At 38.4% G+C, this 25,835-nt stretch carries 21 protein-coding genes; 13 read left to right on the plus strand and 8 right to left on the minus strand.

The genetic code is table 11. The annotated features are described in order from the left end of the window. Positions 1–66 precede the first annotated feature (66 nt). The 3 genes from H4J62_RS15735 to H4J62_RS15745 are packed head-to-tail and all read right to left on the minus strand — an operon-like array spanning position 67 to position 3,145. Entirely contained in the window at positions 67–1,392 is a 1,326-nt protein-coding gene (locus H4J62_RS15735) for a magnesium transporter (protein ID WP_182217002.1), read from the minus strand. 41 nt (positions 1,393–1,433) lie between these two features. After that, positions 1,434–2,246: a CBS domain-containing protein gene (locus H4J62_RS15740; RefSeq protein WP_182217004.1), complete on the minus strand. Its 813-nt coding sequence runs from the start codon at positions 2,244–2,246 to the stop codon at positions 1,434–1,436. A gap of 29 nt (positions 2,247–2,275) precedes the next feature. Beyond that, positions 2,276–3,145, minus strand: a complete 870-nt coding sequence (locus H4J62_RS15745; protein ID WP_182217005.1) for a mechanosensitive ion channel family protein — start codon at positions 3,143–3,145, stop codon at positions 2,276–2,278. A 320-nt stretch (positions 3,146–3,465) separates the two neighbouring features. Here H4J62_RS15745 and H4J62_RS15750 point away from each other — a divergent pair, with 320 nt between their 5' ends. Next, positions 3,466–4,527 carry a DUF21 domain-containing protein gene (locus H4J62_RS15750; RefSeq protein ID WP_182217007.1) on the plus strand — a complete coding sequence of 354 codons (1,062 nt, stop codon included), beginning with the start codon at positions 3,466–3,468 and terminating at the stop codon, positions 4,525–4,527. 182 nt (positions 4,528–4,709) lie between these two features. Here H4J62_RS15750 and H4J62_RS15755 read toward each other — a convergent pair whose 3' ends face one another. After that, positions 4,710–5,057 carry a hypothetical protein gene (locus H4J62_RS15755; protein ID WP_182217008.1) on the minus strand — a complete coding sequence of 116 codons (348 nt, stop codon included), beginning with the start codon at positions 5,055–5,057 and terminating at the stop codon, positions 4,710–4,712. A gap of 325 nt (positions 5,058–5,382) precedes the next feature. Here H4J62_RS15755 and htpX point away from each other — a divergent pair, with 325 nt between their 5' ends. The 3 genes from htpX to rimK all read left to right on the plus strand — a co-directional run bounded on the left by htpX (position 5,383) and on the right by rimK (position 9,501). After that, on the plus strand, positions 5,383–6,252 hold the full coding sequence (gene htpX, locus H4J62_RS15760) for a protease HtpX (RefSeq protein WP_182217010.1): 870 nt from the start codon (positions 5,383–5,385) through the stop codon (positions 6,250–6,252). Positions 6,253–6,262: 10 nt separating this feature from the next. Further along, entirely contained in the window at positions 6,263–7,981 is a 1,719-nt protein-coding gene (locus tag H4J62_RS15765; protein ID WP_182217012.1) for a SulP family inorganic anion transporter, read from the plus strand. A gap of 593 nt (positions 7,982–8,574) precedes the next feature. Then, on the plus strand, positions 8,575–9,501 hold the full coding sequence (gene rimK / locus H4J62_RS15770) for a 30S ribosomal protein S6--L-glutamate ligase (protein WP_070373965.1): 927 nt from the start codon (positions 8,575–8,577) through the stop codon (positions 9,499–9,501). 450 nt (positions 9,502–9,951) lie between these two features. Here rimK and H4J62_RS15775 read toward each other — a convergent pair whose 3' ends face one another. Continuing rightward, positions 9,952–13,854 carry a response regulator gene (locus H4J62_RS15775; protein WP_182217013.1) on the minus strand — a complete coding sequence of 1,301 codons (3,903 nt, stop codon included), beginning with the start codon at positions 13,852–13,854 and terminating at the stop codon, positions 9,952–9,954. 378 nt (positions 13,855–14,232) lie between these two features. Continuing rightward, complete coding sequence (locus H4J62_RS15780) at positions 14,233–15,831, minus strand: cation:proton antiporter (protein WP_182217015.1); 1,599 nt, start codon at positions 15,829–15,831, stop codon at positions 14,233–14,235. A 515-nt stretch (positions 15,832–16,346) separates the two neighbouring features. Here H4J62_RS15780 and H4J62_RS15785 point away from each other — a divergent pair. The 9 genes from H4J62_RS15785 (at position 16,347) to H4J62_RS15825 (ending at position 22,724) form a co-directional block, all read left to right on the plus strand. After that, on the plus strand, positions 16,347–17,258 hold the full coding sequence (locus H4J62_RS15785; RefSeq protein WP_182217017.1) for an urease accessory protein UreD: 912 nt from the start codon (positions 16,347–16,349) through the stop codon (positions 17,256–17,258). A gap of 62 nt (positions 17,259–17,320) precedes the next feature. Next, positions 17,321–17,623: an urease subunit gamma gene (locus H4J62_RS15790; protein WP_182217019.1), complete on the plus strand. Its 303-nt coding sequence runs from the start codon at positions 17,321–17,323 to the stop codon at positions 17,621–17,623. Positions 17,624–17,684: 61 nt separating this feature from the next. Further along, positions 17,685–17,990 carry an urease subunit beta gene (locus H4J62_RS15795; RefSeq protein ID WP_182217020.1) on the plus strand — a complete coding sequence of 102 codons (306 nt, stop codon included), beginning with the start codon at positions 17,685–17,687 and terminating at the stop codon, positions 17,988–17,990. A 2-nt stretch (positions 17,991–17,992) separates the two neighbouring features. Continuing rightward, positions 17,993–19,696, plus strand: a complete 1,704-nt coding sequence (gene ureC / locus H4J62_RS15800) for an urease subunit alpha (protein ID WP_182217022.1) — start codon at positions 17,993–17,995, stop codon at positions 19,694–19,696. Positions 19,697–19,741: 45 nt separating this feature from the next. Further along, positions 19,742–20,194 carry an urease accessory protein UreE gene (locus H4J62_RS15805; protein WP_182217024.1) on the plus strand — a complete coding sequence of 151 codons (453 nt, stop codon included), beginning with the start codon at positions 19,742–19,744 and terminating at the stop codon, positions 20,192–20,194. Further along, positions 20,184–20,921, plus strand: a complete 738-nt coding sequence (locus tag H4J62_RS15810; RefSeq protein WP_182217026.1) for an urease accessory protein UreF — start codon at positions 20,184–20,186, stop codon at positions 20,919–20,921. Before H4J62_RS15805 ends, H4J62_RS15810 begins: the two co-directional genes overlap by 11 nt. 53 nt (positions 20,922–20,974) lie before the next feature. After that, a complete protein-coding gene (gene ureG, locus H4J62_RS15815; protein ID WP_182172872.1) occupies positions 20,975–21,586 on the plus strand; it encodes an urease accessory protein UreG in 612 nt (203 codons plus the stop codon). 72 nt (positions 21,587–21,658) lie between these two features. After that, positions 21,659–21,847 carry a hypothetical protein gene (locus H4J62_RS15820; RefSeq protein WP_182217028.1) on the plus strand — a complete coding sequence of 63 codons (189 nt, stop codon included), beginning with the start codon at positions 21,659–21,661 and terminating at the stop codon, positions 21,845–21,847. Positions 21,848–22,031: 184 nt separating this feature from the next. After that, positions 22,032–22,724: a DUF2982 domain-containing protein gene (locus H4J62_RS15825; protein ID WP_182217030.1), complete on the plus strand. Its 693-nt coding sequence runs from the start codon at positions 22,032–22,034 to the stop codon at positions 22,722–22,724. Here the strand turns inward: H4J62_RS15825 and H4J62_RS15830 are convergent. Next, positions 22,721–24,796 (minus strand): DUF3488 and transglutaminase-like domain-containing protein, encoded by a 2,076-nt coding sequence (locus H4J62_RS15830; protein WP_182217032.1) that lies wholly within the window; start codon positions 24,794–24,796, stop codon positions 22,721–22,723. The genes H4J62_RS15825 and H4J62_RS15830 overlap by 4 nt on opposite strands. Beyond that, a complete protein-coding gene (locus H4J62_RS15835; protein ID WP_182217034.1) occupies positions 24,793–25,830 on the minus strand; it encodes a DUF58 domain-containing protein in 1,038 nt (345 codons plus the stop codon). Before H4J62_RS15835 ends, H4J62_RS15830 begins: the two co-directional genes overlap by 4 nt. Positions 25,831–25,835 lie beyond the last annotated feature (5 nt).

Raw genomic sequence — 25,835 nt, forward strand, 5'->3', positions numbered from 1 at the left:
GAAAATTATAAGCTCAAGTGAATTAAGCCTAGATGAATCAATTATATAGGGCTAAGTAATAATGTCCTAACCCCTTGGTAACATATCTGAGAGTAATAAGGCGATGCCCAAAAATGACATAAAACCAGCAATATCGGTTATTGTAGTCAATACAATGGATGAAGACTGAGCGGGATCCATACCTAACTTTTTCAGTAAAATAGGCACTACTGCACCCGCACTGCCGGCAATAACCAAAGAAGATATCATTGCCAAAGCGATAACTATTGCTAGCCCAAGTGATTGACTCCACAAATAGACAGCGATAGAACAAGTCACCGCCGTTGCCAAACCGTTAAGCAACCCTGTCGCCATTTCTTTCATTAAAACCTGACGCCACTGTTTAGTCGTTATCTCACGGAGTGTTAAACCGCGCATAGTTACCGCTAATGCCTGAGCTCCTGCATTACCCGACTGACCGGCAGCAACAGGTAATAAAATAGCTAATGCGGTAACCTCAGAAATCAAACCTTCGAATGCTCCCACCACGGCCGCTGCAGCAAAGGCGGTGAGTAAATTTATTTGTAACCAAGGCATGCGTTTTTTCACCGCGAACCAACTCGTTGATAACGCCCGTTCATCTTTGCTAACACCCACCATAGTCTGCATATCACTGGCCAAGTCTTCTTTAGTCGTTTGGTAGACATCAAAGAACCTGATAAAGCCTAATATTTGCTGATGAGCATCTAAAACAGGTATTGCTCGACAGCGATAGCCCTCAAATTTTTCAATAACTAGCTCTTTGCTGTCCAGTGCATTGAGGGTCGTTTTAACCGGTTTAGCTAAAGAAAGCAATGTCGTATTTGCATTCGCTTTGAGCAAATCAGCAATGTCGACCTCCCCCACTAATATTTGATCGTTATCTTGAATGTACATAACATCTTGACCACTAAACGCTCTTTGTTTTAATGCATTCAATGCTTGGCTGGCCTTTAGATCCTGATAAAACACATTAACCTGACGATTCATCAATCGAGCAGCACTATTAACAGGATAAATAAGTAGCTCTTTAAGGTCGTCTACCAATGCGGTACTTAATTGCTTAAAAATTCTCTCTTGCTGCTCATCAGATTGCCTACTAATCAGTGCTGCTGCCAAGTGGCTATCCATATGACTTAACAAGTTATTTGAGTATTGCTCACTCAGTTGACAAAAAATGCTGTCAGCAGCACCTGGAGGAATATATTTCCACAGCCCTAAGGTTGTTATCACTGTCTGTTGTTCCAACAACTCGGCGGCATCTTCTATAGCAAATGTTTCTAGATATCGAGCGCTTTTAAGTGGATAGTTAAGCAAAAACGCCTGACTTAATAGCTGAGTCGTTTCTTTAACACTTTGTTGTGCTGATAACATAGGTATTCTCCAGATAAATAAGCCAAAGGTGAGTCATTTGGCTATTTAGTGTTAATAAATAATTCAGATAATGAGCGAAGCGTATAACCATAAGCATCGGCGACTTCCCACGATAAGGACAGTGGTATAGTCGTCACTTTTTCATTTCGTGCGATGAAAGCCCGCAAATCGTAATGACGCAGAATACCAATAAACTCTTTCTTACGATTAATCACCGCAATGGCGTCAGTTTTTTGCCAAATATCGAGAGCTAAAACGGTACTGACGTCTGATAACCCATTAACCGTGTCAACATGCTTATTAACTAGCGCTGAAATACGCGTTGCAGACGCGGCATGTAGCAGGTCAAAAACTGACACTTTACCTACTATTTTTCGCTTGCTGTTAACGATCAATACTTCGTGACTATCAAAGTGGTTTTGTTTTTTAACACGCAGTATTGCTTCTGCTACCGTCATTTGACTGTCGATGACTAAGATATTGGTTTCGATTAATGCACCGACAGTGTTTTCAGGATAACTGATCAGTAATTTACACAGAGCTCGCCGGCTTTTAGGGATCAATTCAATTAAGCGCTTTCTCTCTTCAACGCTTATATAACGCAAAATAGCGGCAGTATCTGCTAATTCAATCGTTTCAAAAAGGGCATAATTAAAATCATCCGCGGTTAAAACAAGCACTTTCGCCGCAGCACTGGGTAGCATCGCGCAAATGACTTTTGAGACCACTGAAATAGGAACTTCTTGTAATATTTCTGCCGCACTCTCTGCGCCAATAAGGTCGAGTTTTCGCGCTGCAGCAAGTGGTTCTTCATTAAAGAAATGAATAGTGATTTTTAGATTGTGATTAGCCATTAAAATTCGCCTTTCTATAACCACTTAACTTATGACTGAGTTGTTGCTGACGTTGACTTACATTCAACAACAACAGCCACACCCGCTTTGTTTTCCATACAGACACGGGCAGGGATAAACACGCGTCCGTCTTCAGTTTCTAGCAGTAGCATAGTAGGTGTTATATCAATCAAAATTCCTTCAACATCGGCTATTTTAAGATATTCGTTGAGCCTAAAATAACGTTTGGCTTGTCTTGCAGCAATAATATTGGCAACAAATACCTTACTGCCAAGGCCAAACGCAAGTGCCAGTCCAAATAATAAAACCCCAACCACGACGATAATAAACGTAGTGATAAATTGGATATTAATGCCGAGTTGTTCAATACCAACCACTAATGCAACAAAGAATATTGAAAACTTGGCAAGACTCCCTAAAGACGTAGCTTGACTAAATGAAGAGGCTTCTGCAGCACTTTCAATCATCACACCAACAATATTCCCCAAAAGGTAACCGACCATAACAATAAATACTGCGGCTAAAAACTGCGGGAAGTATCCAAGCACAGTACTTAACCATGAAGAGAAAAAGTCGAGCCCTAAACTCGATGTTGCTGCCGCAATAAAAAATAGCATAACCACCCAAAAGATGGTTTTACTAATAACCGCCGCATGAGAAGATTTAATCTCGGTCACTGCTGTTATAGCCGTCTCTCTAGCGACTTTTTGCCATACCCGGCTAATAAACTTTAGGATTGTTAATGTTAATTTGCTCGATAGCCAAGCAATGATCCAGCCTAATAGAATAAGAAATAATGCCCCAATCAGTTGCGGAACATGCAACACTAAAGTGTTATTTAATTGCTCATAGCTTGATGATAAAGCGGTTTGCCAATCATGGTGGTTTTGAGTGGTCATTCTCGGTTTCCCTTTAGAGTTAGCGCGATTGATATATTTGGGTAAACATAACGATAATAATATAGACGTATGATGAGAAAAATTGGTCACACCCAAATAACTATTTTTCATAAAGTTTTTAATTTAGGTAATAATCAAATAGCAGCACAGTAAGAATTAATCGTCCTACTCAATAAAAATGTGACTTATATCGCTTGTTTTTCGTCTATATAGATAGCTGCGCGTGATAACCATCGCCAAGTAAACTTTTATTGTCCGTGCTAGTCCATTTCACCTGCATTAACGTGCTATTGCACTTAACTAACTTTAGAGAGTTCAACATGACATACGACATAATAATCTGGTTAGGCATTGGGTTTTGTATTACTCAATCTGCCATTTTTTCTGGATTAAACTTAGCATTTTTCAGCCTAAGCCGACTGCAATTAGAGGTAGAAGCAAAACAAGGCAACAAAAATGCAATTATTATCTTATCTATGCGCGAAGATTCAAACTTTTTACTCTCAACCGTGCTTTGGGGTAATGTTTCTATTAATGTTTTACTGACTCTGCTTTCTGGCTCGGTACTCGCCGGTATATACTCATTCTTATTTTCAACCATAGTGATTACTTTTTTAGGTGAGATTATTCCTCAAGCTTACTTTTCGCGTAACGCTCTCCAAGTTGCCTCAAAATTAACACCCGTTATCAAGGTTTATCAAATACTACTCTTTCCGGTTGCCAAGTTAACCGCTTTAATTCTAGATGGATGGTTAGGAAAAGAAGGTATTACCTACTATCGAGAAAAACAACTTGCCGCAATTATAAAAGCGCATATCGACTCAGATGATTCCGACATGGAGCATGTACAAGGCCGTGGCGCACTCAATTTTCTACAAGTTGAGAACATCACCGTTTTTGAGGAAGGCGAACTACTCGATCCTGCCAGTATTATTAGTATGCCAAGCAAATTAGACTTCCCAATATTACCAGCATACGGTAGTGCCGAATTCAAAGACTTTATCAGCGTAGTTAATAACTCTGGACACAAATGGGTATTGATACAAAGTGAAGCCGGTGTACCTTTATTATTGTTAGATGCAGATGGATTTGTTCGCGCAACAACACAAGAAAATAACCCTATTGACCCTTACGAATTTTGTCATCGCCCCGTTATTATTCGCGATCCAAAATGTACCTTGGGCGAAGCGATGAACAAACTAAAATCAGTGCATGATGCTGAACCAACCTCAGACGACGTTTTACATACTGATGCTATTATCGTTTGGACAGACTTACCTCATCGTATTATTACCGGCGCTGACATCCTAGGTCGCTTGTTAAAAGGTATAGGGCAAGCACAAAACATCTCGGTAAAAGTAACACCGCCAACTTCGCCTTAAAAAGACGTTACAAACGATTTATTCTTTATTTAAAAAAAATTAAAAAAGTAGCAGGGATTAAAACCGAATAGACCATAATATATGAGCTAACGTTTTTAATCCCTATATAAAAGGTAGGACTATTTAGCCTGCCACTAAATTACAGACTAAAAAAATGATGACTCTCTATTCAAAAAATGTCATTACTTGCGCTGAAGATGAAGAACTAACCGACCTTTGTGCCAATACTCTACGAAGTTAGCTTGGGTCTGAAGTCTATCAGACCAGATATCGTTACCACGAAAACCTTTTGATTGAAGATCAACACTGCCATTAAACCATGGACGATATAAATCTTTATCTTTACTTGAAATTCGTATAATTATTTCATCAGCAAGATTAGCGGCTGCCAGTTTAATCCAAATATTTTCTTCCTCAGCGCGAATATCTTTCACTAAGTTTGTATCTTGCACTAGCACGTTGAATATATTTTGCGTTGCGTGAACAGGAGCAACCATGACAATAGCAATCAGTAAAATTAGAGCTTTCATATCTTTCCTTTAAATGTTTTGTATTCTTAATATTGTGATCATAATTTTCCACCTCTATCTAGACTCGTGAAAGTAAAATAAAGTCACATTAACCCTAAACACAAAAAAATCATTGATAATGCAGACAGAGTAAAACCTAAAACCAGTCAGCACATCGCTTATTTTCAGTCTAAATAAAACACCCGAATAAATTTTTAACACTTCGCCTATTATCAATAAATATACTTTGATTACTTGCCCACTATTTGATTAAATTACTTTGTGACTATTTGACTAACAGCCTTGTCTATAAAGGCATTATTATTGCAAAATGAAGAGATAAAAAATGAGAATCTTACTATTTTTGGCCACTAACATTGCCATTATGATGATTTTGAGTATTACCTTTAGCTTATTTGGTATTGAAGGCTTGTTGGCAGAAAATGGCGTCGACCTTAATTTTCAATCATTACTCATTTATGCCACGGTTATTGGCTTTAGTGGTTCGTTTATCTCCTTGTTTATTTCTAAGTTTATGGCGAAAAGAAGTATGGGCGTCGAGGTTATCGTGACGCCGAATAATCAAACCGAGCGCTGGCTACTCAAAACAGTACAAGAACAAGCCCTTAAAGCCAATATTGGCATGCCTGAAGTCGGTATTTTTAATCATCCTTCACCGAACGCTTTTGCAACGGGTTGGAGTAGAAATAATGCCTTAGTCGCGGTAAGCACCGGCTTATTAAGTCACATGAGTCAAAATGAGGTAGAAGCGGTTCTTGCTCATGAAATAAGCCACGTCGCCAATGGCGATATGGTAACAATGACACTTCTGCAAGGGGTTTTAAATACCTTCGTGGTGTTCTTATCACGCATTATCGGTCATGTGGTTGACCGCAATGTATTTAACGTAAAAAGTGGTCACGGACCTGCCTTTTGGATTGTCTCATTAGTTTCTCAACTCGTATTGGGCTTATTAGCGACTATGATAATGATGTGGTTTTCTCGCTATCGAGAATTTAGAGCAGATGAAGGTGGTGCAAGCCTTGCGGGCCGACAAAATATGATTGCCGCACTCAGTAAACTAGAGCAACTACAAAACTTGCCCCAGCTACCGACCGAAATGTCAGCTTTTGCCATTAGCTCAAGTAAAATGAGCGCACTCTTTTCGAGTCATCCGCCATTAGCAAAACGCATAGCATCGCTGAGCACTAAATAAGGGAGCTATTGTGTTGTCACGTTTGTATGATTTTATGCCAGGTTTAAACACCTTATTTAACTATGAAAGAAGTTGGTTTGCTGATGATGTTAAAGCGGCATTATCGGTTGCAGCCGTTGCATTACCGGTTGCTATAGCTTATGCACAACTCACCGGAGTTAATGCCGTAGTAGGCTTGTACTCCTGTGTATTACCTATGATGGTATATGCATTATTTGGGACCTCTAAGCAATTAATCGTTGGGCCTGATGCGGCAACTTGTGCAGTTATTGCGGCACTGATCACCCCTTTAGCCGCCGGCGACAGTACTAAGCATTGGCAGTTAGTTATTACCATGACAGCGATGACCGGTTTTTGGTGCATTCTGGCCAGTCGTTTTAAGCTTGGTGTATTGGCTGACTTCTTGTCTAAACCTATTTTAATGGGGCTGTTAAATGGTGTTGCCATAACAGTTATTGTTGGTCAATTTTCTAAAATATTTGGTTTTACCTTTGATGAAAGGTATCTGCTCGAACGTTTGGGCGGTGTCCCTGATTACTTAGCACAAACACATTTCCCAACATTAACTATCGCCTTATTTACCCTGGCTATTTATTTTGGTATGAAACGCCTAAAGCCCACTTGGCCTGCTTCAATGTTTGCCATTGCGTTGGGTGCAGCCTTAGTATGGCTTTTTAAATTAGAGCAGTTTGGTATAAAAACCATTGGCGTTGTCGAGGGGGGCTTACCCTTATTTCAAACACCTGAATTTAATGTCGGTGTTATTCGTGAGCTTGTTATGCCAGCACTTAACTTAGCGATAATAAGTTTTGTTAGCATGATGCTCACCGCTCGCAGCTTTGCCGCAAAGAATGGCTATGACGTTGATGCAGATAAAGAATTTATGGCTTTAGGTATTGCTAATTTAGCGTCGGCTGTATCACAGGGTTTTGCCGTCAGTGGCGCCTCTTCTCGCACCGCAGTCAATGATGCCAATGGCGGAAAAACCCAATTAGTCTCTATTATAGCCGCAGCCATTATTGCAATTATTGCTATTTTCTTTACTGCACCCCTTGAATTTATTCCCAGTGCCGCCTTGGGGGTTGTCTTGATTATTGCTTCTGTACACCTACTAGATCTGAAGATGGTCTGGAAACTCAGACTAAAAGACCGACAAGCATTTTACTTAACCTTAACCACTTTATTGGCGGTGTTATTTATTGGTGTTATTCCCGGTATTACCCTTGCTGTATTACTAGGTTTATTCCAATTTATTAGGACAGTAATGCGCCCCACCGACCATATACTCGGTGTTGATATCAACGGTGTAGTGCGAAGTTTAGATGCCAGTGATAAGGCGAAAGCGGTGGACGGTATTTTTATTTATCGTTTTAATTCGCCTTTAACTTACTTTAACTCTAGTTTCTTTAAACGCCGATTGTTAGAACAATATGCCAGACAAAAAGATGACATTGAGTGTGTAATTATTGATGCGGTGCCATGTTTTACTCATTTAGACTTAAGTGTGATGGCGATGCTATCAGATTTAGAGGTTATTTTTAGAAAGCGCGGTGTTCGCCTTGAGCTTGCTGGCAGAAAAAGACAGTTGTTGGCGTGGTTTGTAAAAGCAGAGATTAAATCAGGTCACGAAGGAATTTATGTGCATTCTGATTTGTATTTAGCCTTGAGAATGAACCAACGTAAACAAATCACCGAAACCGTCAGCAGCGCAGAAGAAGTGACGCTTTAGCGTAAAATAATGCCATGCTTTTTATGGTAGTCCTGCAATAAACAGCATCACTCAATATGATAAGTACAAAGCCTGTTTAACAAAGATTAAACAGGCTTTTTATTAAGGGTTACGCCATTACTTAGACTTGAGCACGTAATCTGACTTCATTACAAAATCAACAGCTAATAATTCATTAATATCAACGAAAGGGCTAGCGTGCATGGTAATAATGTCAGCAACTTTTCTGATTTCAAGTGTTCATAAACGCTTTGATATAGCCATTAAATCAGCCGAGTTAAATGTTGCTGATTTTAAAATTTCTTGTGATGTCATATCGGCTTTATACCTATCATTAAAGGCTCGCGACCAATTCAACACAAACCATTGAATTTGTAGTTTTATAAGGCTAATCCAAAAGAAGACGGTGCTTTATCATCGGTCTACTATATATGCTGTACTTATCAGATGAAATTTCAAATGGTCATATTGACATGCACAATAAAGTTGAGCTTGTTTACCGCCTTTGTCAAAAAATCTTTTATTTTTTGTGACTATTTAGTAAACAGTCTAGTCTATAGATTATTGTTCTTTATAAAAACAGGAAATCAAACATGAAAATAGCAATCTTATCTAGAAACAAGAAGTTGTACTCGACTCGTCGCTTAAAAGAAGCGGGTGAAGCGCTGGGTCACCAAGTTGACGTTATCGATACACTGCATTGTTATATGGATATCACTAGTGATAGATCTGTTGTGCGCTACAAAGGTAAAGAGCTGCCACAGTACGACGCTATTATACCGCGTATTGGCGCATCAATTTCTTTCTATGGCACCGCGGTAGTCCGTCAATTTGAAATGACCGGTGCTTTTAGTGTCAATGAATCTGTAGCGATTAGTCGCTCTAGAGACAAGTTACGCTCTATGCAACTCCTGTCAAGAAAAGGCATCGGCTTACCAAGAACAGGCTTTGCTAATCGTCCTGATAATGTAAAAGATTTAATTAAGAACGTCGGTGGCGCACCTTGCGTGATTAAGTTACTTGAGGGTACACAAGGTATTGGAGTCGTACTTGCTGAAACAACTAAATCAGCAGAAGCGATTGTTGAAGCATTTATGGGTTTAAATGCTGATATTTTAATTCAAGAGTTTATCAAAGAAGCCGGTGGTGCTGATATTCGATGTTTTGTTGTTGGAGACCGTGTTGTTGCCGCAATGAAGCGTCAAGGCGCCGAGGGTGAATTTAGATCAAATTTACACCGCGGCGGTTCAGCGGTACTCGTTAAACTGACCCCAGAAGAAAGAGCAACGGCCGTATCAGCAGCAAACATTATGGGGCTGAACGTTTGTGGCGTTGATTTACTGCGCGCCGAACGTGGCCCAGTGGTCATGGAAGTAAATTCTTCACCGGGTTTAGCCGGTATTGAAGCCGCGACTGAAAAGGATGTTGCCACCATGATCTTCAAGTTTATTGAGAAAAAGTTTATTGAAAAGAATGCTAGCGCTAAATCCAATCGAAATCGCACCCAAGGTAAAGGGTGATCTCCACGTTTAATCTCGATAACTTAGGGTCGTGACAGCCGATATTTAGTCTTCACGACCACAACATTCTCTGAGTTCACTCAACACCGGTCAATGCACTGACATACCGCATGACCTTAACTTGAAGAGAATATTTACGGTTTTCTGCTTTCAAGCCAACGATAAAATAAGCTGTCGTTGGTTTGTATACATCACTGCAAGAATGCTTACTAGCCTATGGATTAGACGTTTTCTATCATTCAAAAACAAGATAAAAAACTATCAATGATATTCACAATAAAATCACTAAAATATATTTTTAAAATAATCACTTTTGCTGTAATAACAACACAGAGCAGTCTAATAAACATTAATATTATGACCAAGCCGCCCTATTAATACGGCTGTTTCTTACGCGATTTTTGCTATTTTTTTACGCTCAATATTGGTTTAACTTTTTACACCTAGCAGCTATTTTAATTGAAATATTTTGATTGCCTCTTTCACTTGTTCTTTGTTGATCGGCTTAACCAAATAATCATCCATCCCTGCAGACAAGCATTTTTCTTCATCTCCAACCATCGCATTGGCCGTCATAGCAACGATAGGAATACTTAAATAGCGAGCTCCGGCATTACCTTGCCTAATCGAGGCTGTCGCTTGGTAACCATCCATTTCAGGCATTTGACAGTCCATAAAAATAAAAGTAAATGGCTGGCTCTCATCACTTGCTTTAAGCTTTTCAATGGCATCTTTACCGTTAATGGCAATAACACATTGGGTTATTCCTATTTTTTTCAATACCGCCATAGCAACCATTTGATTAACTCGATTATCTTCTACCAGTAGTAATTTAACCTTTTTTGTCCAGCTACTATCCTCATTAGATAAACGTGTTAATTTAGCCGTGGTCACTTCACTGATGAGCTGTTTTTCAGGTTCAGCTAATAAAGTGTTTAATGCTCGTTGTAAATCGGTGGTAATTACCGGTTTAGGAAAAAAACCATCAATACCACTTGCCGTGCTATCGGCTAAATTATGCTGAATGCTCATTAGCGTCATAAACATTATTTTTAGATTTTTGTGCACCGGATTCAAGCGCACTGTTTTAACAAATGCTAAAGCATCTAAATCAGCAAGTTGTTGATTAATGATCAACAAATCATAGTGGTCATTTTCTGTTTGCTTATTAAGAGCTGTGAGCGCAGGTTGTAAGGTCGTTATGATATCAGCTTCTACATGCCAGCAGTTTAATTGGCGTTTAATAACGTTAGCGCAGGATTGATTTTGCTCTATAACCAGCACACGTTTGCCTTGCAAAGCTTTTACAGGTTGAGACAATAAAGAATCCGCTGATTTTTCTAACAATAAATCACAGCTAAAAGTACTACCTTCACCTGGGTTACTATCAACATCGACACTGCCTTGCATACATAAGCAAAGCTTTTTAACGATAGCAAGACCAAGCCCTGTGCCGCCATATTCTCGTGTTGTTGAGGCATCAACTTGACTAAACACTTCAAACAATCCTTGCTGCTTATCTTTTGGTATACCGATACCAGTATCAGATATTTCAGCAATAATTCGCCAATGCGTTGTCGAGTGATTTTGCTGGCAAAGACGAATAACCACCTCGCCTTGTTTGGTAAACTTAATAGCATTAGCTAATAAATTGGTCAATATTTGACGAAGTCGATTAGGATCGCCAACCACTAGCGACTCTTCAATATCAACAAGGTCAACGATTAACTCTAAGCCTTTGTGCTGAGCTTGTTGCGCAAAAGATTCGGCTAAGTCACCAACCATATCACGTATGTTAAAACTCACATTTTCAAGTTCTAACTTATTAGCGTCTATTTTGGAGAAATCTAAAACGTCGTTAATTAACGCTAAAAGCGAGTGAGCACTTTGCTGGGCGATACCGATTCGGTGATTTTGTTCTTGGCTTAACACAGAGTCTTTAACTAAATCCAGCATACCAATAACACCATTCATTGGTGTTCGTATTTCGTGGCTCATACTGGCAAAAAATTCATTTTTAGCGGTTACCGCTACTTCTGCTTGCTCTTTCGCTTTAATAAGCGCGATTTCATTCTCAACGATTGCGCTAACGTCATAGTTCACACCTATCATTGATACTGGTTTTTTATTATTGTCGTAACTGATAATCGCCGCTGCTTTAATATACTTTATTTCGCCATTTGGCCATATAATTCGAAACTGTGTATCGTACTGACCGTATACTTTAATTGCATTAATGAATTCACGACCGGCCTTCTCGATATCTTCAGGATGTACACCTTTGTCCCAAACATCTTGCGCACTTAAAGCTGATTGACGGTCGACACCATAAAGCTTAAACATCCAGTCGTCCCACTTTAATTCGTTACTAAGCAAATTAAGTTCCCACACACCGATACCGGCAGAGTCTGTTGCTAATCTCATTCGTTGGTTGTGCAGACTAATACGCTGTTGGCTTATCTTTTTATCAGTAATATCTTGAAATGAGCCATACAAACGCACACATTTTCCATCGGTAAACTCGGAACGACCACGAGCAGACACCCAAATTTCTTTACCTTTGGCAGTGACCAACTGCATATCTTCCTCGTAAGCACTACCGTCATTCATACACTTGGCAATTAACGCTTGTACTTTCTCTCTACTTTCTCCTTCTTTATAAAAATTAATTGCCTGAGATAGTTCTGGTTGATACTCATTGGGCACTTCATGAATGACTTTAGTCATTTTTGACCAGTAAACATTGTTGTTGACTAGGTCAACTTCCCAGACACCAATGCGAGCTTGCTGTGCCATTTCTTCCATTAAAGATTGTTGCCCTAGCAATCTATTTTTATGTTTAACACGTGTTAGCTCTGCACTTATCCAATGAGAAAACAATTGAATTAAATCTAATTCCCTGGTGGTGAAGGGCCTTGCCGAAGGTTCAGGGCCAGAAAAATTTAATGTGCCAAACAGTTTGCCATCAACAGTCAATGGCACACCAATATAGCTTTCTAAACCAAAAGCTTGATAACACGGGTGATCTTTTATTTCACTTTGACCAGCATGGTAAAAAGAAATAGGCTGGTTTGCATGTAAAGTATGAAAACAATAGGTATTGCCTAAATCAAAAATATCTCCAGGATTAATTTCATTGTTCGGAGTATGACAATAGACAACTCGATATTCTTGATGATGAATTTCACTGATCAACGCAAGCGGCAAATTAAATATTTTTTTTCCAAGCTCTAAAATGTTTTGAATTTTATCAATTAAGCTTTTGTCTATATCCGAGGTTATTTTATGGAGTTTATTAAGAGTCAGTTCAGTTTGCTTAATACCACTAATATCGTTCTGAATAACAATAAAAGATTCTGCCTTATTCTCATTGTTAATCAGTGGCACTATGGTGGTACTTAACCATAGCTCTCGGCCACCTTTAATTTTATTAATGGATTCGCCATGCCAATATTCTTTAGCGACCGCTTTTTGTAATATATCTTTATAATCATCTTGGGTATAACTTGAAGCGCAGATTTCAACAACACTGTGACCAAGGATCTCTTCTTCACGGTAACGATAGAAATCAAGAAAACGTTGATTAACTTCCGTTAACGTACCCTTTTCATCGACATTGACTCGATAAACAATCGCGTGCTTATTTATCGCCAGCATTAACTCGACACTTTTTTGTTTAGAAAGTGAAAGTTCATGGTGATAATTGCTAATGAGTCGTTGCAGCGGCCTAAAAATGAAGAAGCTTATCGCAAATAATAGAGCCATTGAGACCAGCCATAAAAATGCTTCGAGTCTTTCTATGTTAACTATACGCTGATTAGTATGTTGCTCTATTTTGGAAACGACTAAATCTAAAGAAATCAGTAAATTATTAATAGCCCCTGGATTGAATTTTTCTTTAACTATTGCCTCAGCATTCTTTTTGTTTTGAGTCAGACTAAGCGCAATAGCACTTTCAGCGAAGTGATTGACCCGTTTGTTAAGCTCAGTCGGCGCGTTAAAATACCATGAGTATAATTCACTAGGCATGCTATTAGATTCGTTTACCACCATCATTGTTAAAAGTTGCTGGTTAGTCGTAAACAATTTGACCGTATCAAAGAGATTTTTTGTCACCTTCTCATCAATTTCAGCCGTAGTTATATTGTGATAATGCTGAATGGCTAGGTAAGCTATTTTTTGTGACAACATTCTTTGGCCGCCAGCAAGATTAATCGTTTCAGCATCTTTGGCTTGTTGATTAAATAATAGCATCAAACTTAAAAATGACAGGCTAATTAACGCAGCAATTAAAGCTATCGCTAATGAGTTACGACGTTTAATTTTCTGTTGTAGGGTTTTAATATTAGTCATATTATTTTGTTTACAATCCTTTAGCAGGCCCAGCGGCGATTTCAGCAATGACCTGACTATCTCTAAGACAACGAGGCTAGCTTAACCCATTAATTAATTGTCGGATATTATCTCTGCCCAAGTATAGACCCTATATTCACATTAACTAAATATTAGATCAAATAATCAATAACTTATTCAAGGTCTATTGGCTAAATTTTATTGATGAATTTCTATATGAAAGTGAAATTATTATAGATATAAAGCGGACTAAAATAATATTATTATGTCTTCTACCGGTTTTTAATAGGTTTTAGTGACGAAAAACTTTTGCCTATAGGATTATTACTGCCCTAATCAAGCTAAAAAATTATTATTACTCAGGTTATAAACTTCAATTCAAACCATACTTTTTTTAACTAATAGCACCGCTGTTTCATGTTGTGCATGAACAAAAAAGTTAATATTAATGCCCGCCAGTGCCTTTTTCTCCTCAAGTGAATTCACTTTAACGACTAAGTTTGCATTAGGATAGTAATCGAGTACGGCTTGGCAAATTATTTGTTTATTCTTTAATGTGTTTACCGTAATAATGATACTAGTTGTTTGCTCTACTTTTAATGATTCAAGTACGGGCGTTTTATCTAGGTGACCAAAATAAGCGTTATAGCCACGCTTTCTTGCCAATAATACATGTTGTAAATTATCAGAAATAATTAAAAAGTTGATGCCATTATTTGTCAGTTCTTTCGCTACAATGCGACCTAAAATAGCAAAACCACAAACAATGGTGTGATTAGTCACCTTTACGGTGGTTATTTTATCAGCTTCAAAAAATTCAACGACAAAAAGTGCGGCTAATTTATAAATATTACTGACCATAAAAGGGGTTAATATCATAGATAAAACAGTAACCAATATCAGAAAACTCGCTAAATCTTTTGCTATCAGGTTTTGACTTATTGCCATAGCAAAAATCACAAAAGAAAACTCCCCTACTTGGCATAAGGCAACAGCAGATTTAACTGATTCACTTTTATTCGATTTTTTTCTCATCAAAATATAAATAATCGTCGCTTTTATTATCATAACAAGGACGAGTACACTCATCACCCAATGAAGATGAGTTATAAAATAATCAACGTCTATTTTTGTGCCAATAGAAAAGAAAAAAACACCTAAAAAAAGATCTTTATATGAAGATATATCCGATTCAACTTTCATGTGAAATTTAGTTTCGGCAATAATCATCCCCGCAATGAACGCACCTAAAGAATAAGTAAAACCGAGGTTATGAGCAATAATTGATGCCCCCAATACGATAGTAAATACCGATATTAAAAACAGTTCTTCCATTAGCGCATTCGATGAAAAATGCAGTAACCAAGCAATTATTTTTTTTCCTATAGTGAACATAAAAATAAGAATACCACTGGCATACAAAAAAGTTTTTAGCAGCACATCGGTTAGAGACAATTCATTATTTGAGAGAAAACCCATTAAGAGTAAAATAGGGATAACGGCTAAGTCTTGAAAGACCAGTATAGCAACTGATTTTTTACCATAGGGCGTCACTATATCTTTTGATTTTTTCAGGTAAGGTAATACGATAGCCGTTGAAGATAAACTAAATGAAAGCGCAATAATTAATGAGGGTATCGGTTCAATATTAAAAAGATAAAATGCAAGTATAAAAATAACAATAGCGCTAAAGGTAACTTGGATAAAACCATTAAAAAATATCAATTCCTTCATTTTACCTAGCTTCGCAAAAGACATTTCCAAGCCAATCGTAAACATAAGAAAAACAATACCAAATTCACCAATAAGCTCAAGGGAATGAATATTGTCACTGCCATTGAAATCAAAAATATTGCTTACTATGGTGCCGGTAATAATGTAGCCAATAATGTGCGAAATTGAGAACTTGGTTAATACTATATTGATAACGCTAGCAAGTGCTAACGAGACTGCAATAATAACAAGTATAGCGTCCATATTATCCTTTTAATTCATCTGTTGATGTATAGTAAAATTTAACTCATTAACGTCTATGCACATTACAGACCATATAAAATTAAAATTTAACATTTAAATACAATAACTTAAACAATCACTAACACACTGTTTATTTTTAATACTCAATTAATCGCTCCATTTTAAAGCGCAAGCACCATAGCGGTGCAATACCCTCAATGATTCTATTGGTGAACGAGCCGCCATGATAAGCGTTTAATTTAATTCACAGCTAAACCTTTGTCTTCTAAACGCAATTAAACCCTTAAGTCAAACTGACATTGTCTTTGACACCAGCGTAATAAAAAAAGTAAAAACAATAACTTAACAAATAAACAGTCTTTCTTAGATGACATTATTTTTTTAGCCAATCAATCTCGTTATAACACTGAAATAATTAACTTTTATTATTTGGCGTAGTTTGTGCAAAACAGCTTTAGCCATGCACCCTCTTCTACTTTCAGCGAAAGTTAGAATAAAAAGTAGCCCATATAACCATGACAGCTAAGCCAGCCATCAATAATTTCCCCATTAACCCTGCGCCTAAAAATGCATGGTTTGCCAGCTTATCTTTAGAGTTTAGTTTTACATCGACTGGCACTCAACTTACCCGTACTCAACGCAATGGACCATTAAGCGTGCAAAAAGCTTTCTACCCAGAAGGAGGCGACTGTGCACATATTTATCTGTTACACCCACCAGCGGGCATAGTGTCGGGTGATGAATTAAACATTAACATTAAACTCAACAGACAAGCCCACAGTTTAATAACTACGCCTGGTGCTAACCGCTTTTATCGCGCTAGAACAAACCTAACAATTGGTGATCCCAAACAAGTTCAACACCTTGACATTATTATTAACCATCAGGCGAAGTGTGAAAATTTCCCCTTAGAAACGATCGTTTATGAGGGGGCTGATGGATTTAATACTGTTGATGTTCACTTTAAAAGTGATAGCGCTTATTTAGGTTGGGATATTACCTGTTTGGGCTTACCCCTTTCAAATCAACCCTTTAAATATGGCAGTTATAGCCAATTAAACCGTGTTTATTGTGAAAACACTTTAATTTATCACGATAGAATTTCGATAAAACCTAGCAGTGGAGTACATCAACACATCGCAGGTTTAAATAGCCACAGTGTTTTTGCCACTTTTTTAGCTTATGCCCCAGCAGGTCTACTTAGCGATGCTGACAATAAAGCACTCGTAGCGCAATTACGCGACTGTATGGTTGAAGAAAACGCCGAAGAAAAAGTGAGTATCAGCCAAATACGCCAGTTATTAGTGATACGTTATTTAGGTGAGCATAGTGAAGAATGCAAAGCACTTTTTATTAAATTATGGCAAAAAATCAGACCGGTATACCTAGAAAAACCAGCGAACATTCCGCGTATTTGGCATACCTGATCAGACACTTAATGACTCCCTTACTATTAAATAAACAAACAAATAAATAAAGGTGCAACAGCATGGACTTATTACCAAGAGAGAAAGATAAATTATTGCTCTTTACTGCCGCATTGTTAGCAGAACGACGCTTAAAGCGTGGTGTGAAATTAAATTATCCTGAAGCTATGGCTTATATTTCAATGGAGATTATTGAAGGGGCCAGAGATGGTAACACTGTCGCTCAAATGATGGATTATGGCCGCACGTTATTAACCCGAGATCAAGTCATGGAAGGAGTTGCAGAATTAATTCCTGATGTACAAGTAGAAGCTACATTTCCTGATGGTACCAAACTTGTCACCGTTCATAATCCTATTATTTAACTAAACCTCTATAGAAGGTTACATAAGATCTAGTTAGACATTAAACACAAGAGAAGCAAAGATGATCCCAGGTGAAATAAAAACAGACCAAGGCGAACGCGAACTCAACGTCGGCCGTGAACGATTGAAAATTACGGTGGCTAATTCTGGCGATAGACCCATTCAAGTTGGCTCTCATTATCATTTTTTTGAAGTAAACCCTGCCTTGCATTTTAATCGAGAACACGCCAAAGGTTATCGTTTAGATATCACCTCAGGTACCGCCGTTCGTTTTGAACCTGGGCAAGAACGCCAAGTAACCCTGGTTGCCTTTCAAGGCAAACGCAGGATCTTTGGTTTTCGCGGTGAAATACAAGGAAACTTATAATTATGGCCAGTATTGATAAAAACGCCTACGCACATATGTTTGGACCAACAGTCGGTGACCGAGTTCGTTTAGCCGACACAGATTTATGGTTAGAGGTTGAAAAAGACTTCACACAATATGGTGAAGAAGTAAAATTTGGCGGGGGAAAGGTTATTAGAGATGGCATGGGACAAAGCCAAGCGTCATGCTTTGACACCGTTGACTTAGTGATTACCAACGCCGTTATTCTTGATCACTGGGGGATTATTAAAGCTGATGTTGGTATTAAAGAGGGTCGTATCGCTATTATAGGCAAAGCAGGCAACCCTGATATTCAAGACAATATCGATATTGAAGTGGGTCCCGGTACGGAGGTTATAGCCGGTGAAGGACAAATACTGACCGCAGGCGGTATCGACGCCCATATACATTTTATTTGTCCGCAACAAATAGATGAAGCACTCATGTCCGGTGTTACGACTATGATTGGTGGAGGTACAGGCCCAGCAACGGGTACTAAGGCGACAACTTGCACACCAGGTCCTTGGTATATTCATAAAATGCTGCAAGCAACAAACGATTTCCCAATGAATTTTGGTTTCTTAGGCAAAGGTAATGCAAGTTTACCACTTGCCCTAGAAGAGCAAATTGAAGCAGGTGTTTGTGGTTTAAAGCTTCATGAAGATTGGGGAACAACACCCGCGGCAATTGATAATTGTTTATCGGTTGCCGAGCGTTACGATGTTCAAATAGCGATTCATACCGATACTTTAAATGAGTCTGGTTTTGTTGAGGACACCTTAGGGGCATTTAAAGGTCGTACTATTCATACCTATCACACTGAAGGGGCTGGTGGTGGGCATTCACCTGATATTATTAAAGCATGTGGTGAGGCTAATGTTTTACCATCTTCCACTAACCCAACACGCCCTTATACCATTAATACTATTGATGAACATTTGGATATGTTAATGGTTTGCCATCACTTAGACCCGTCTATCCCTGAAGATATTGCTTTTGCTGATTCACGTATTCGCAAGGAAAGTATTGCCGCCGAAGATATTATGCATGATTTAGGCGCTATTAGTATGATCGCTTCTGATTCACAAGCCATGGGGCGAGTCGGTGAAATGATCACTCGTACTTGGCAAACCGCACATAAAATGAAACAACAACGAGGACCATTAGCTCCCGATACTGAACGAAATGATAACTTTCGTATAAAACGCTATATCGCTAAATATACTATAAACCCTGCAATTAGCCACGGCATTAGCCATGAGGTTGGCTCTATTGAGGTCGGGAAACTAGCTGATTTAGTGCTATGGAAACCGGCATTTTTTGGTATAAAACCTGCGCTAATTTTAAAATCCGGCATGATAGCAGCAGCGCCAATGGGCGATGCAAACGCGTCTATTCCAACACCACAACCAGTCTACTTCCGCCCAATGTTTGCAGCCTATGGCAGTGCCTCAGCCAAAACCTCAATGACCTTTATGTCACAAGCATCTATTGACGCTAATGTACCTGAAAAAATAGGTATGACACGGATGATTGGTGTCTGTAAAAACACTCGAAACATTGGTAAAAACGACATGATTCATAATAGTTGGCAGCCCAAAATAGACGTTGATGCTCAAACGTATGAAGTACGTGCCAATGGCGAATTATTAACCTGTGAGCCTGCGGTAACCTTGCCACTTGCACAACTTTACTGCCTATTTTAAATAAGAAATAAGTGATTCAATAAAACTAAAAGATTAGGAAATTACATGCTACAAGCACATCAGCGTTTTGACCATACTCACCATAATATAGCTGACTCAATAACTTTAGATCAAGACACCCGTAAAAAAGCACGTATTAAAGGTAAAACGGATGGTGGTTTAGACATAGGTATTTTTATGGCGCGTGGACAACCATTATTAGTCGGTGAAGTACTAAAAACTGACTGTGGATTATTCATTGAAATAAAAGGTCAAGCGGAGCCTGTATCAACCGCCATTGCAACTGACTGGTTAACCTTTTGTAAAGTTTGTTATCACTTAGGTAATCGCCACACCTCACTGCAAATAGGCGAGTTATGGGTACGTTTTAAACCCGACCACGTATTAGAAGAACTTGCACAAAAATATGGTTTAACGATTGATAATACCCCAACAATATTTGAACCTGAAAATGGCGTTTATGGCGTTAGTAGCCACGGCCACGCCCATGCACACTAAACCTGCGGTGAAACCTGTGTCACTAGTACCAGCAGAAATAACACTCGCCGAGCCGATTAAGCTTAATCGGTTATTACAGTTATGCAGCGCAAACCTACCCGTGGGCGGTTTTGCGTTTTCACAAGCATTAGAATATGGCGTTGAAATGGGTTGGTTAACATCATCAGAAACGACCGCAAGTTGGATAAAGATTAATTTAGAGGAGTCTATAGCACAAACCGATTTGGCCATTTTAAAACGATTATTTAACGCCTTATCAATAAATGATTTTGACGATTTTAACGACTGGAATAACCATTTAATTGCTTGTCGAGAAAGTCATGAATTATTATTGGCTGATTTAGCAATGGGCAAAGCCTTAATAAGATTAATAAAACAGCTAAACAACCTTAATTTAGCCGCTTATCAAGCAATAATAACGCTTAAAGAAATCAGCTTTGTTAGTGCTTTTGCGCTTTGCGCTTATGTCTTTAAGTTAGATTTAATTTCAGCACAAAGTGGTTACTGCTGGACATACATCGACAACCAAGTCGCAGCAGCGACAAAACTAGTGCCTCTTGGGCAAACTCAGGCACAAAACCTCCTATTTGAATTATCTGAACAGACGCCATTAATTATTGAAAAATCAAACGGTATTTCAGATAACGATATTGGTGCCAGTCTGCCGCACTTAGCCATGGCAAGTGCTTGGCATGAAACACAATATTCACGACTTTTTCGTTCTTAATATATTAAGTTGATTAATAACATGCTTTATAAAAATAAAAAGAGAAATAAAAAATGATAAAACAAGTTTTACGCATTGGTGTTGGCGGCCCGGTAGGCTCAGGAAAAACCGCATTATTACGACAGCTATGTTTAGCACTACGTAATAAATATGATATGGCAGTGGTCACCAACGACATTTATACTCGTGAAGATGCTGAATTTTTAACTAAAAATGACGCTCTCGCAGCAGACAGAATTATCGGCGTTGAAACAGGTGGCTGTCCTCATACGGCGATTCGTGAAGATGCCTCAATGAACCTAGCAGCCATTGACGAACTACAAGAACTTCACCCTACTCTAGACTTTGTATTAATTGAAAGTGGCGGTGACAACTTAAGCGCAACGTTTAGCCCTGAACTTTCCGATTTAACCCTTTATGTTATTGATGTTTCAGCCGGAGATAAAATCCCACGTAAAGGAGGTCCGGGTATCACTAAGTCTGATTTATTAATTATTAATAAAATAGATGTTGCTGATTTAGTCGGAGCATCACTTGAGGTGATGGATAGAGATACTAAAAAAATGCGCGGTGATAAACCCTTTGTTTTCTCAAATATGAAAACACAACAAGGTTTGGCCGAGATCATAGCCTTTATCGAAAAAGAAGGCATGTTGCAGATGTAATTTTTGCGATAACGACTTCATTATCTATAGCTAGTAAACATTAAACATTAAACATTAAAAAAAGGATTAACCATGAAATTTATAACGCTACTTGTCAGTTTTATTTACCTCTTTTCGGCGCAAGCATTCGCCCATGATGATCACGGTTTGGGTGAAGGCTCTTTTCATGCATTTTATCATGCTATTTTTTGGACTATATTTGTCCTAGTTGTCTATAAAGCTGCGGTATGGTTTAACCATAAGCGCTCACAAAAAAACTAATCTCCTTTAAGTATGAATAGGACACCACAGATAAATATAGTTATTTGTGGTGATAATATGATGCACTCAAGCAGACATAAACATATATTAATGAACATTGAAGACAGTAGATTTAAAAATACGCTGTTAAACGCACAAATAATTAGGCATATTTGCATTATCAATAAAAAATAATGATGGTTAAATGACTGGTAAAGCTGTGCAACATCCAAGCATAATAATTAAACCCATCGCTAAACATAACGGGATCTCTCTTGTTATTTTTGGCGTGTTACTTTTACTTACTACGCTTTTATTCGCTCAACATTATTGGCAATCATATAGATTCGCCTACATTTTTATGATCCTTCTCTGTCTGGTTATTACTTTGGTAGGTGCAGTTAAACTTTTTGAACCTGCCATTAGCCTCTATTTGACGCCTGATAAAATAACCTTTAATCACCGTTATGGTCACTGGCAATTAGCATGGCAAGATATACAAAATATTAATATTGTTGCTGAAGTTGTTGGTATAGAACGTGAAACATTACCTTATATCGGTATACGATTGGTTCATATCGATAATATTGCTAAAAACATTTCCGTTAGATTAGCGAATAGGTTAATCCATCAACAACAAGGATTAATTATTTATGGGGTATTGCATCAGCTAATGACAATGGAACAAGCTCAAATTAATTTTGAGCCCTTTATTCTATCAAACGGAGAGCCTGTAAAAGGACCCATTGCGGCATTTCTCCATCAAAGTGAACGATTATCTTCTGCTTTTGGTTACCATTTATTCTTACCTGCTGACAGTTTTGACCGCGGCATTAATGAGTTCAGCCAACTACTAAAACAATGTAAAATGGCAAGTTCAACTTATCAAGTAAATTAATGGCTGCCCGTTGACGTTTTTTTAAGCTGCTTTAATTGTTTTTTTAATTGTCTTTGGTAGCGATTCATTTCGATTAAGCACTGCTCTTTTTCCTGGGGGGATAATGCTTGATACATGAGTGCCTCAAAGCATTGGGTATAGCCAATGAAGTTTTTCGATAACATAGGAAATCGTTCAATAACTAACCTTGAAAATTGACTCGCGGGCATAGTGTCAGGCTTTATTAAGCCTTTAGCTTTTAATCGCGTTATTATTTGCTGATACTGAGCTAACCATTTTACCGGCGGTTTATCTTTACCCCTCTTTAAATTAACTAACCACAACACAGCCATCATTAACATTAATGATCCACCAATAACTGCCGCTATTTTCCAAGCCCGAAGATCACCAAACCACTGTTTAAGTAAATCATATTGTTTTTTTGATGAATAACCTAAAACCAATCTTGTCCATTGATAATCTAGCGCATCTAGCTGTAAGCGCAGACTATTGATCCAAGCGAGGTGTTTGTATCGATGTAAATTTAGCAAGTCGTTATTGAACAGGGCATCTTGCTGTAACATTTGTGAAAGCCCACTTTCTACTCGTTCTGGGTTAACCGCCGCCGTGGGATCTACCCTTACCCAACCTTGGCCATTAACCCAAATTTCAGCCCATGCATGGGCATCATATTGGTAGATGCTAAGATGACCACTTTGTTTATTATACTCGCCACCTAAATAGCCAGTGACCAAGCGAGCAGGAATACCAGACGCTCTCATCATAAAAGTAAAGACACTGGCATAATGAACACAAAAGCCTTTTTTAGTTTGATAGAAAAACTGGTCTAATTCATGCCCTAATTTAGCGCCATTTAATAAAGGCGGCGTTAACGTGTAATAAAAGTCTTGTTCTCTAATCATATCCAAAATAGCTTGTGCACGTTCAATTTCATCTGGGTAGTTTAACTTAAGTTGTTGGCCTTGCGCTTTCAGCTTGGGGTTACTGTCGGTGGGTAGTTGTAAACTTGTTAGCCATTGGTAGTCACTTAACGGCGCATCAAGCAACGATTGAGTATAACTACTGATTTGATAACTGGTTGTTTGACTAACAGGCTTACTATTTATAATGGTGTAATTGGGTAATGGCCTGATGGTCACTTGATTATTAGTCAAACTTTTAGGGTCAACCACGGCTAAAGAAAAAAGCCAACGTTGATAACTCGGCTCAACCATGACTTGATAACGGGTTTGTGCTCCGCTTAATGTCGCACGGCTAAGGCTAAGTGAACTTGCCTGCTCCTCAATATTTGCCCAACTATTTTTGCTCTGTTGCCATGTCCGCCCATCAAAAACATCCATAACCATTGCTCGCCAATACAATTGGTTGTATTGCGGGATATCGGTAAAAAACTTCACTCGAAAGGCCAATGCTGAAGATCTGGCTAAATTGGCTATATCTCCCGGTGTAACACTTTCTGCTAAACCTGTTTGGGCAGACTTTGCTGATGGTACTTGCCAAAAAGGCGCAACTCGAGGAAAAACGATAAATAAAACCACAGCAAGCGGAATACTCTTCAACACTGTTATTGCACTTTGATAAAGATTATTTTTAATGTTCAGTGACGCTGAAAAATAGGCTAACAGCAGGCTTAAATTTAACACTAGTAAGCAAAAGACGAAAAGCGACAAAAATAAGGATTGAGAAAAAATAAGCACCGATGCCAGTATAAAAATACCCAGTAGAACAATTTGATAAAAATCTTTGCGGCTAGTTAACTCTAAACTTTTTAAAGCATAAGCAAAGCAAAGCAAATGTAACATGCTTAATAAGACCCCTAATTCTCGACCACTTAGTGCTATAGCAATAGAACCAGAGCAAGCCAGCAATAAGATAATGAGTCGCTGTGGTTTTATTGCTGGCTTAATAAGCGTTAAGCCACGCCAGCATAGACAAACAGCAATAATGAACAACATCCAGAGGGTTAATTCACTAACAAGTAAAGCTAAATTAAGGCACTGACAAACAAGCAACACCCAGGCATGTTGAGGTAATAAGCTAAATTTTTCACCTGTTACTGTATTATTTATCATCGTAGCGACTTAGGATAAATGGCTAGCGCCATTAAACATTCTTTAAAATGAAATTCACCTTGGCTAGGCTGTATTTTTTCTGCTACTAAATCCAAACCAAATACTTGCTCGCTACGGTGGTATTCACTGACTAGAAAACACAGGTATGCGAGTTGCTTCTCCAGTCCGTGATTGGGCATATCGTTAAGCTTTAGCCAACACCTTGTTCCTTGTTGTTGGTGATAATGCTTAGTTAACCGACCTTGACCGCGCGCGAATTGTTTCCATGCAAGACGAGAAAGTGGCTCTCCCGGAAGATAGGCTTTAAGTTCAAAAAAATCATCGACACCCGGTTTACTGCTTTGTGAAAATACATTTTCTTGCTCTGCATCGCCAAAATCACTTTGTCGATAACTTAAAGACATGGCCTGAGGATAAACAATACATTGCTGGTCAAAATCGATTCTTGTCCAGGTGATAAATAAACCTAACGAATATTCACTCGACACTTTCAACCGACCCGGAGTATATACTCCTCGGTTTGGGTAGGAGCAGCAAACATAAACAGTTTGTTCGCCTGGTTCACTTTGAGGGAGATGAAGAACAGCTTGGTCATCAAAGCAAAAGTTAATCGTAAGACGTTTATTAGCTGAAGATATCTTAATAGGAAAGTGTATATTTTGATTTGCATACCCTAGGGCAGTTTTATCTGCAGATATTGCCAAACCCGATAAGTTAAAAAAACTGTGCATCATAGTGGTAATGAACACACTCGCCATTAAGTAACTTAATAACATGATGACATTATTTTGATAGTTGGTTGCTAAAAGGAATAACAACACCACAAAAAAGAGATAAACAACACCAAACCGGCTTGGCATAATAAAAATATTATGATTTGATAATTTATGCTTTCTTGCAGGCGGTATCCGACGCTTTAGCCAACGATTAAATTGCTTATTAGCAAAGCGACTAAGATAATTTTTTATCGGTATTGCCTGTTTTTTCACTGTTGTCTCTATTATTGAGCTAACGCTATTTATAGTTAACGTCATTGATA

Origin of the sequence: Colwellia sp. BRX8-5, assembly GCF_014077325.1 — a bacterium.
In the GTDB taxonomy this organism is placed as follows: Bacteria; Pseudomonadota; Gammaproteobacteria; order Enterobacterales; family Alteromonadaceae; genus Colwellia_A.

Bases quoted from the DNA above. Each gene is read 5' to 3' on its own strand.
- H4J62_RS15835 (WP_182217034.1), bottom strand. From the start codon at position 25,830: ATGACGTTAACTATAAATAGCGTTAGCTCAATAATAGAGACAACAGTG.
- H4J62_RS15790 (WP_182217019.1), top strand. From the start codon at position 17,321: ATGGACTTATTACCAAGAGAGAAAGATAAATTATTGCTCTTTACTGCC.
- H4J62_RS15775 (WP_182217013.1), bottom strand. From the start codon at position 13,854: ATGACTAATATTAAAACCCTACAACAGAAAATTAAACGTCGTAACTCA.
- H4J62_RS15755 (WP_182217008.1), bottom strand. From the start codon at position 5,057: ATGAAAGCTCTAATTTTACTGATTGCTATTGTCATGGTTGCTCCTGTT.
- H4J62_RS15795 (WP_182217020.1), top strand. From the start codon at position 17,685: ATGATCCCAGGTGAAATAAAAACAGACCAAGGCGAACGCGAACTCAAC.
- H4J62_RS15745 (WP_182217005.1), bottom strand. From the start codon at position 3,145: ATGACCACTCAAAACCACCATGATTGGCAAACCGCTTTATCATCAAGC.
- H4J62_RS15830 (WP_182217032.1), bottom strand. From the start codon at position 24,796: ATGATAAATAATACAGTAACAGGTGAAAAATTTAGCTTATTACCTCAA.
- htpX (WP_182217010.1), top strand. From the start codon at position 5,383: ATGAGAATCTTACTATTTTTGGCCACTAACATTGCCATTATGATGATT.
- H4J62_RS15810 (WP_182217026.1), top strand. From the start codon at position 20,184: ATGCACACTAAACCTGCGGTGAAACCTGTGTCACTAGTACCAGCAGAA.
- H4J62_RS15825 (WP_182217030.1), top strand. From the start codon at position 22,032: ATGACTGGTAAAGCTGTGCAACATCCAAGCATAATAATTAAACCCATC.
- H4J62_RS15780 (WP_182217015.1), bottom strand. From the start codon at position 15,831: ATGGACGCTATACTTGTTATTATTGCAGTCTCGTTAGCACTTGCTAGC.
- H4J62_RS15750 (WP_182217007.1), top strand. From the start codon at position 3,466: ATGACATACGACATAATAATCTGGTTAGGCATTGGGTTTTGTATTACT.
- H4J62_RS15805 (WP_182217024.1), top strand. From the start codon at position 19,742: ATGCTACAAGCACATCAGCGTTTTGACCATACTCACCATAATATAGCT.
- H4J62_RS15735 (WP_182217002.1), bottom strand. From the start codon at position 1,392: ATGTTATCAGCACAACAAAGTGTTAAAGAAACGACTCAGCTATTAAGT.
- ureC (WP_182217022.1), top strand. From the start codon at position 17,993: ATGGCCAGTATTGATAAAAACGCCTACGCACATATGTTTGGACCAACA.
- H4J62_RS15820 (WP_182217028.1), top strand. From the start codon at position 21,659: ATGAAATTTATAACGCTACTTGTCAGTTTTATTTACCTCTTTTCGGCG.
- H4J62_RS15785 (WP_182217017.1), top strand. From the start codon at position 16,347: ATGACAGCTAAGCCAGCCATCAATAATTTCCCCATTAACCCTGCGCCT.
- rimK (WP_070373965.1), top strand. From the start codon at position 8,575: ATGAAAATAGCAATCTTATCTAGAAACAAGAAGTTGTACTCGACTCGT.
- ureG (WP_182172872.1), top strand. From the start codon at position 20,975: ATGATAAAACAAGTTTTACGCATTGGTGTTGGCGGCCCGGTAGGCTCA.
- H4J62_RS15740 (WP_182217004.1), bottom strand. From the start codon at position 2,246: ATGGCTAATCACAATCTAAAAATCACTATTCATTTCTTTAATGAAGAA.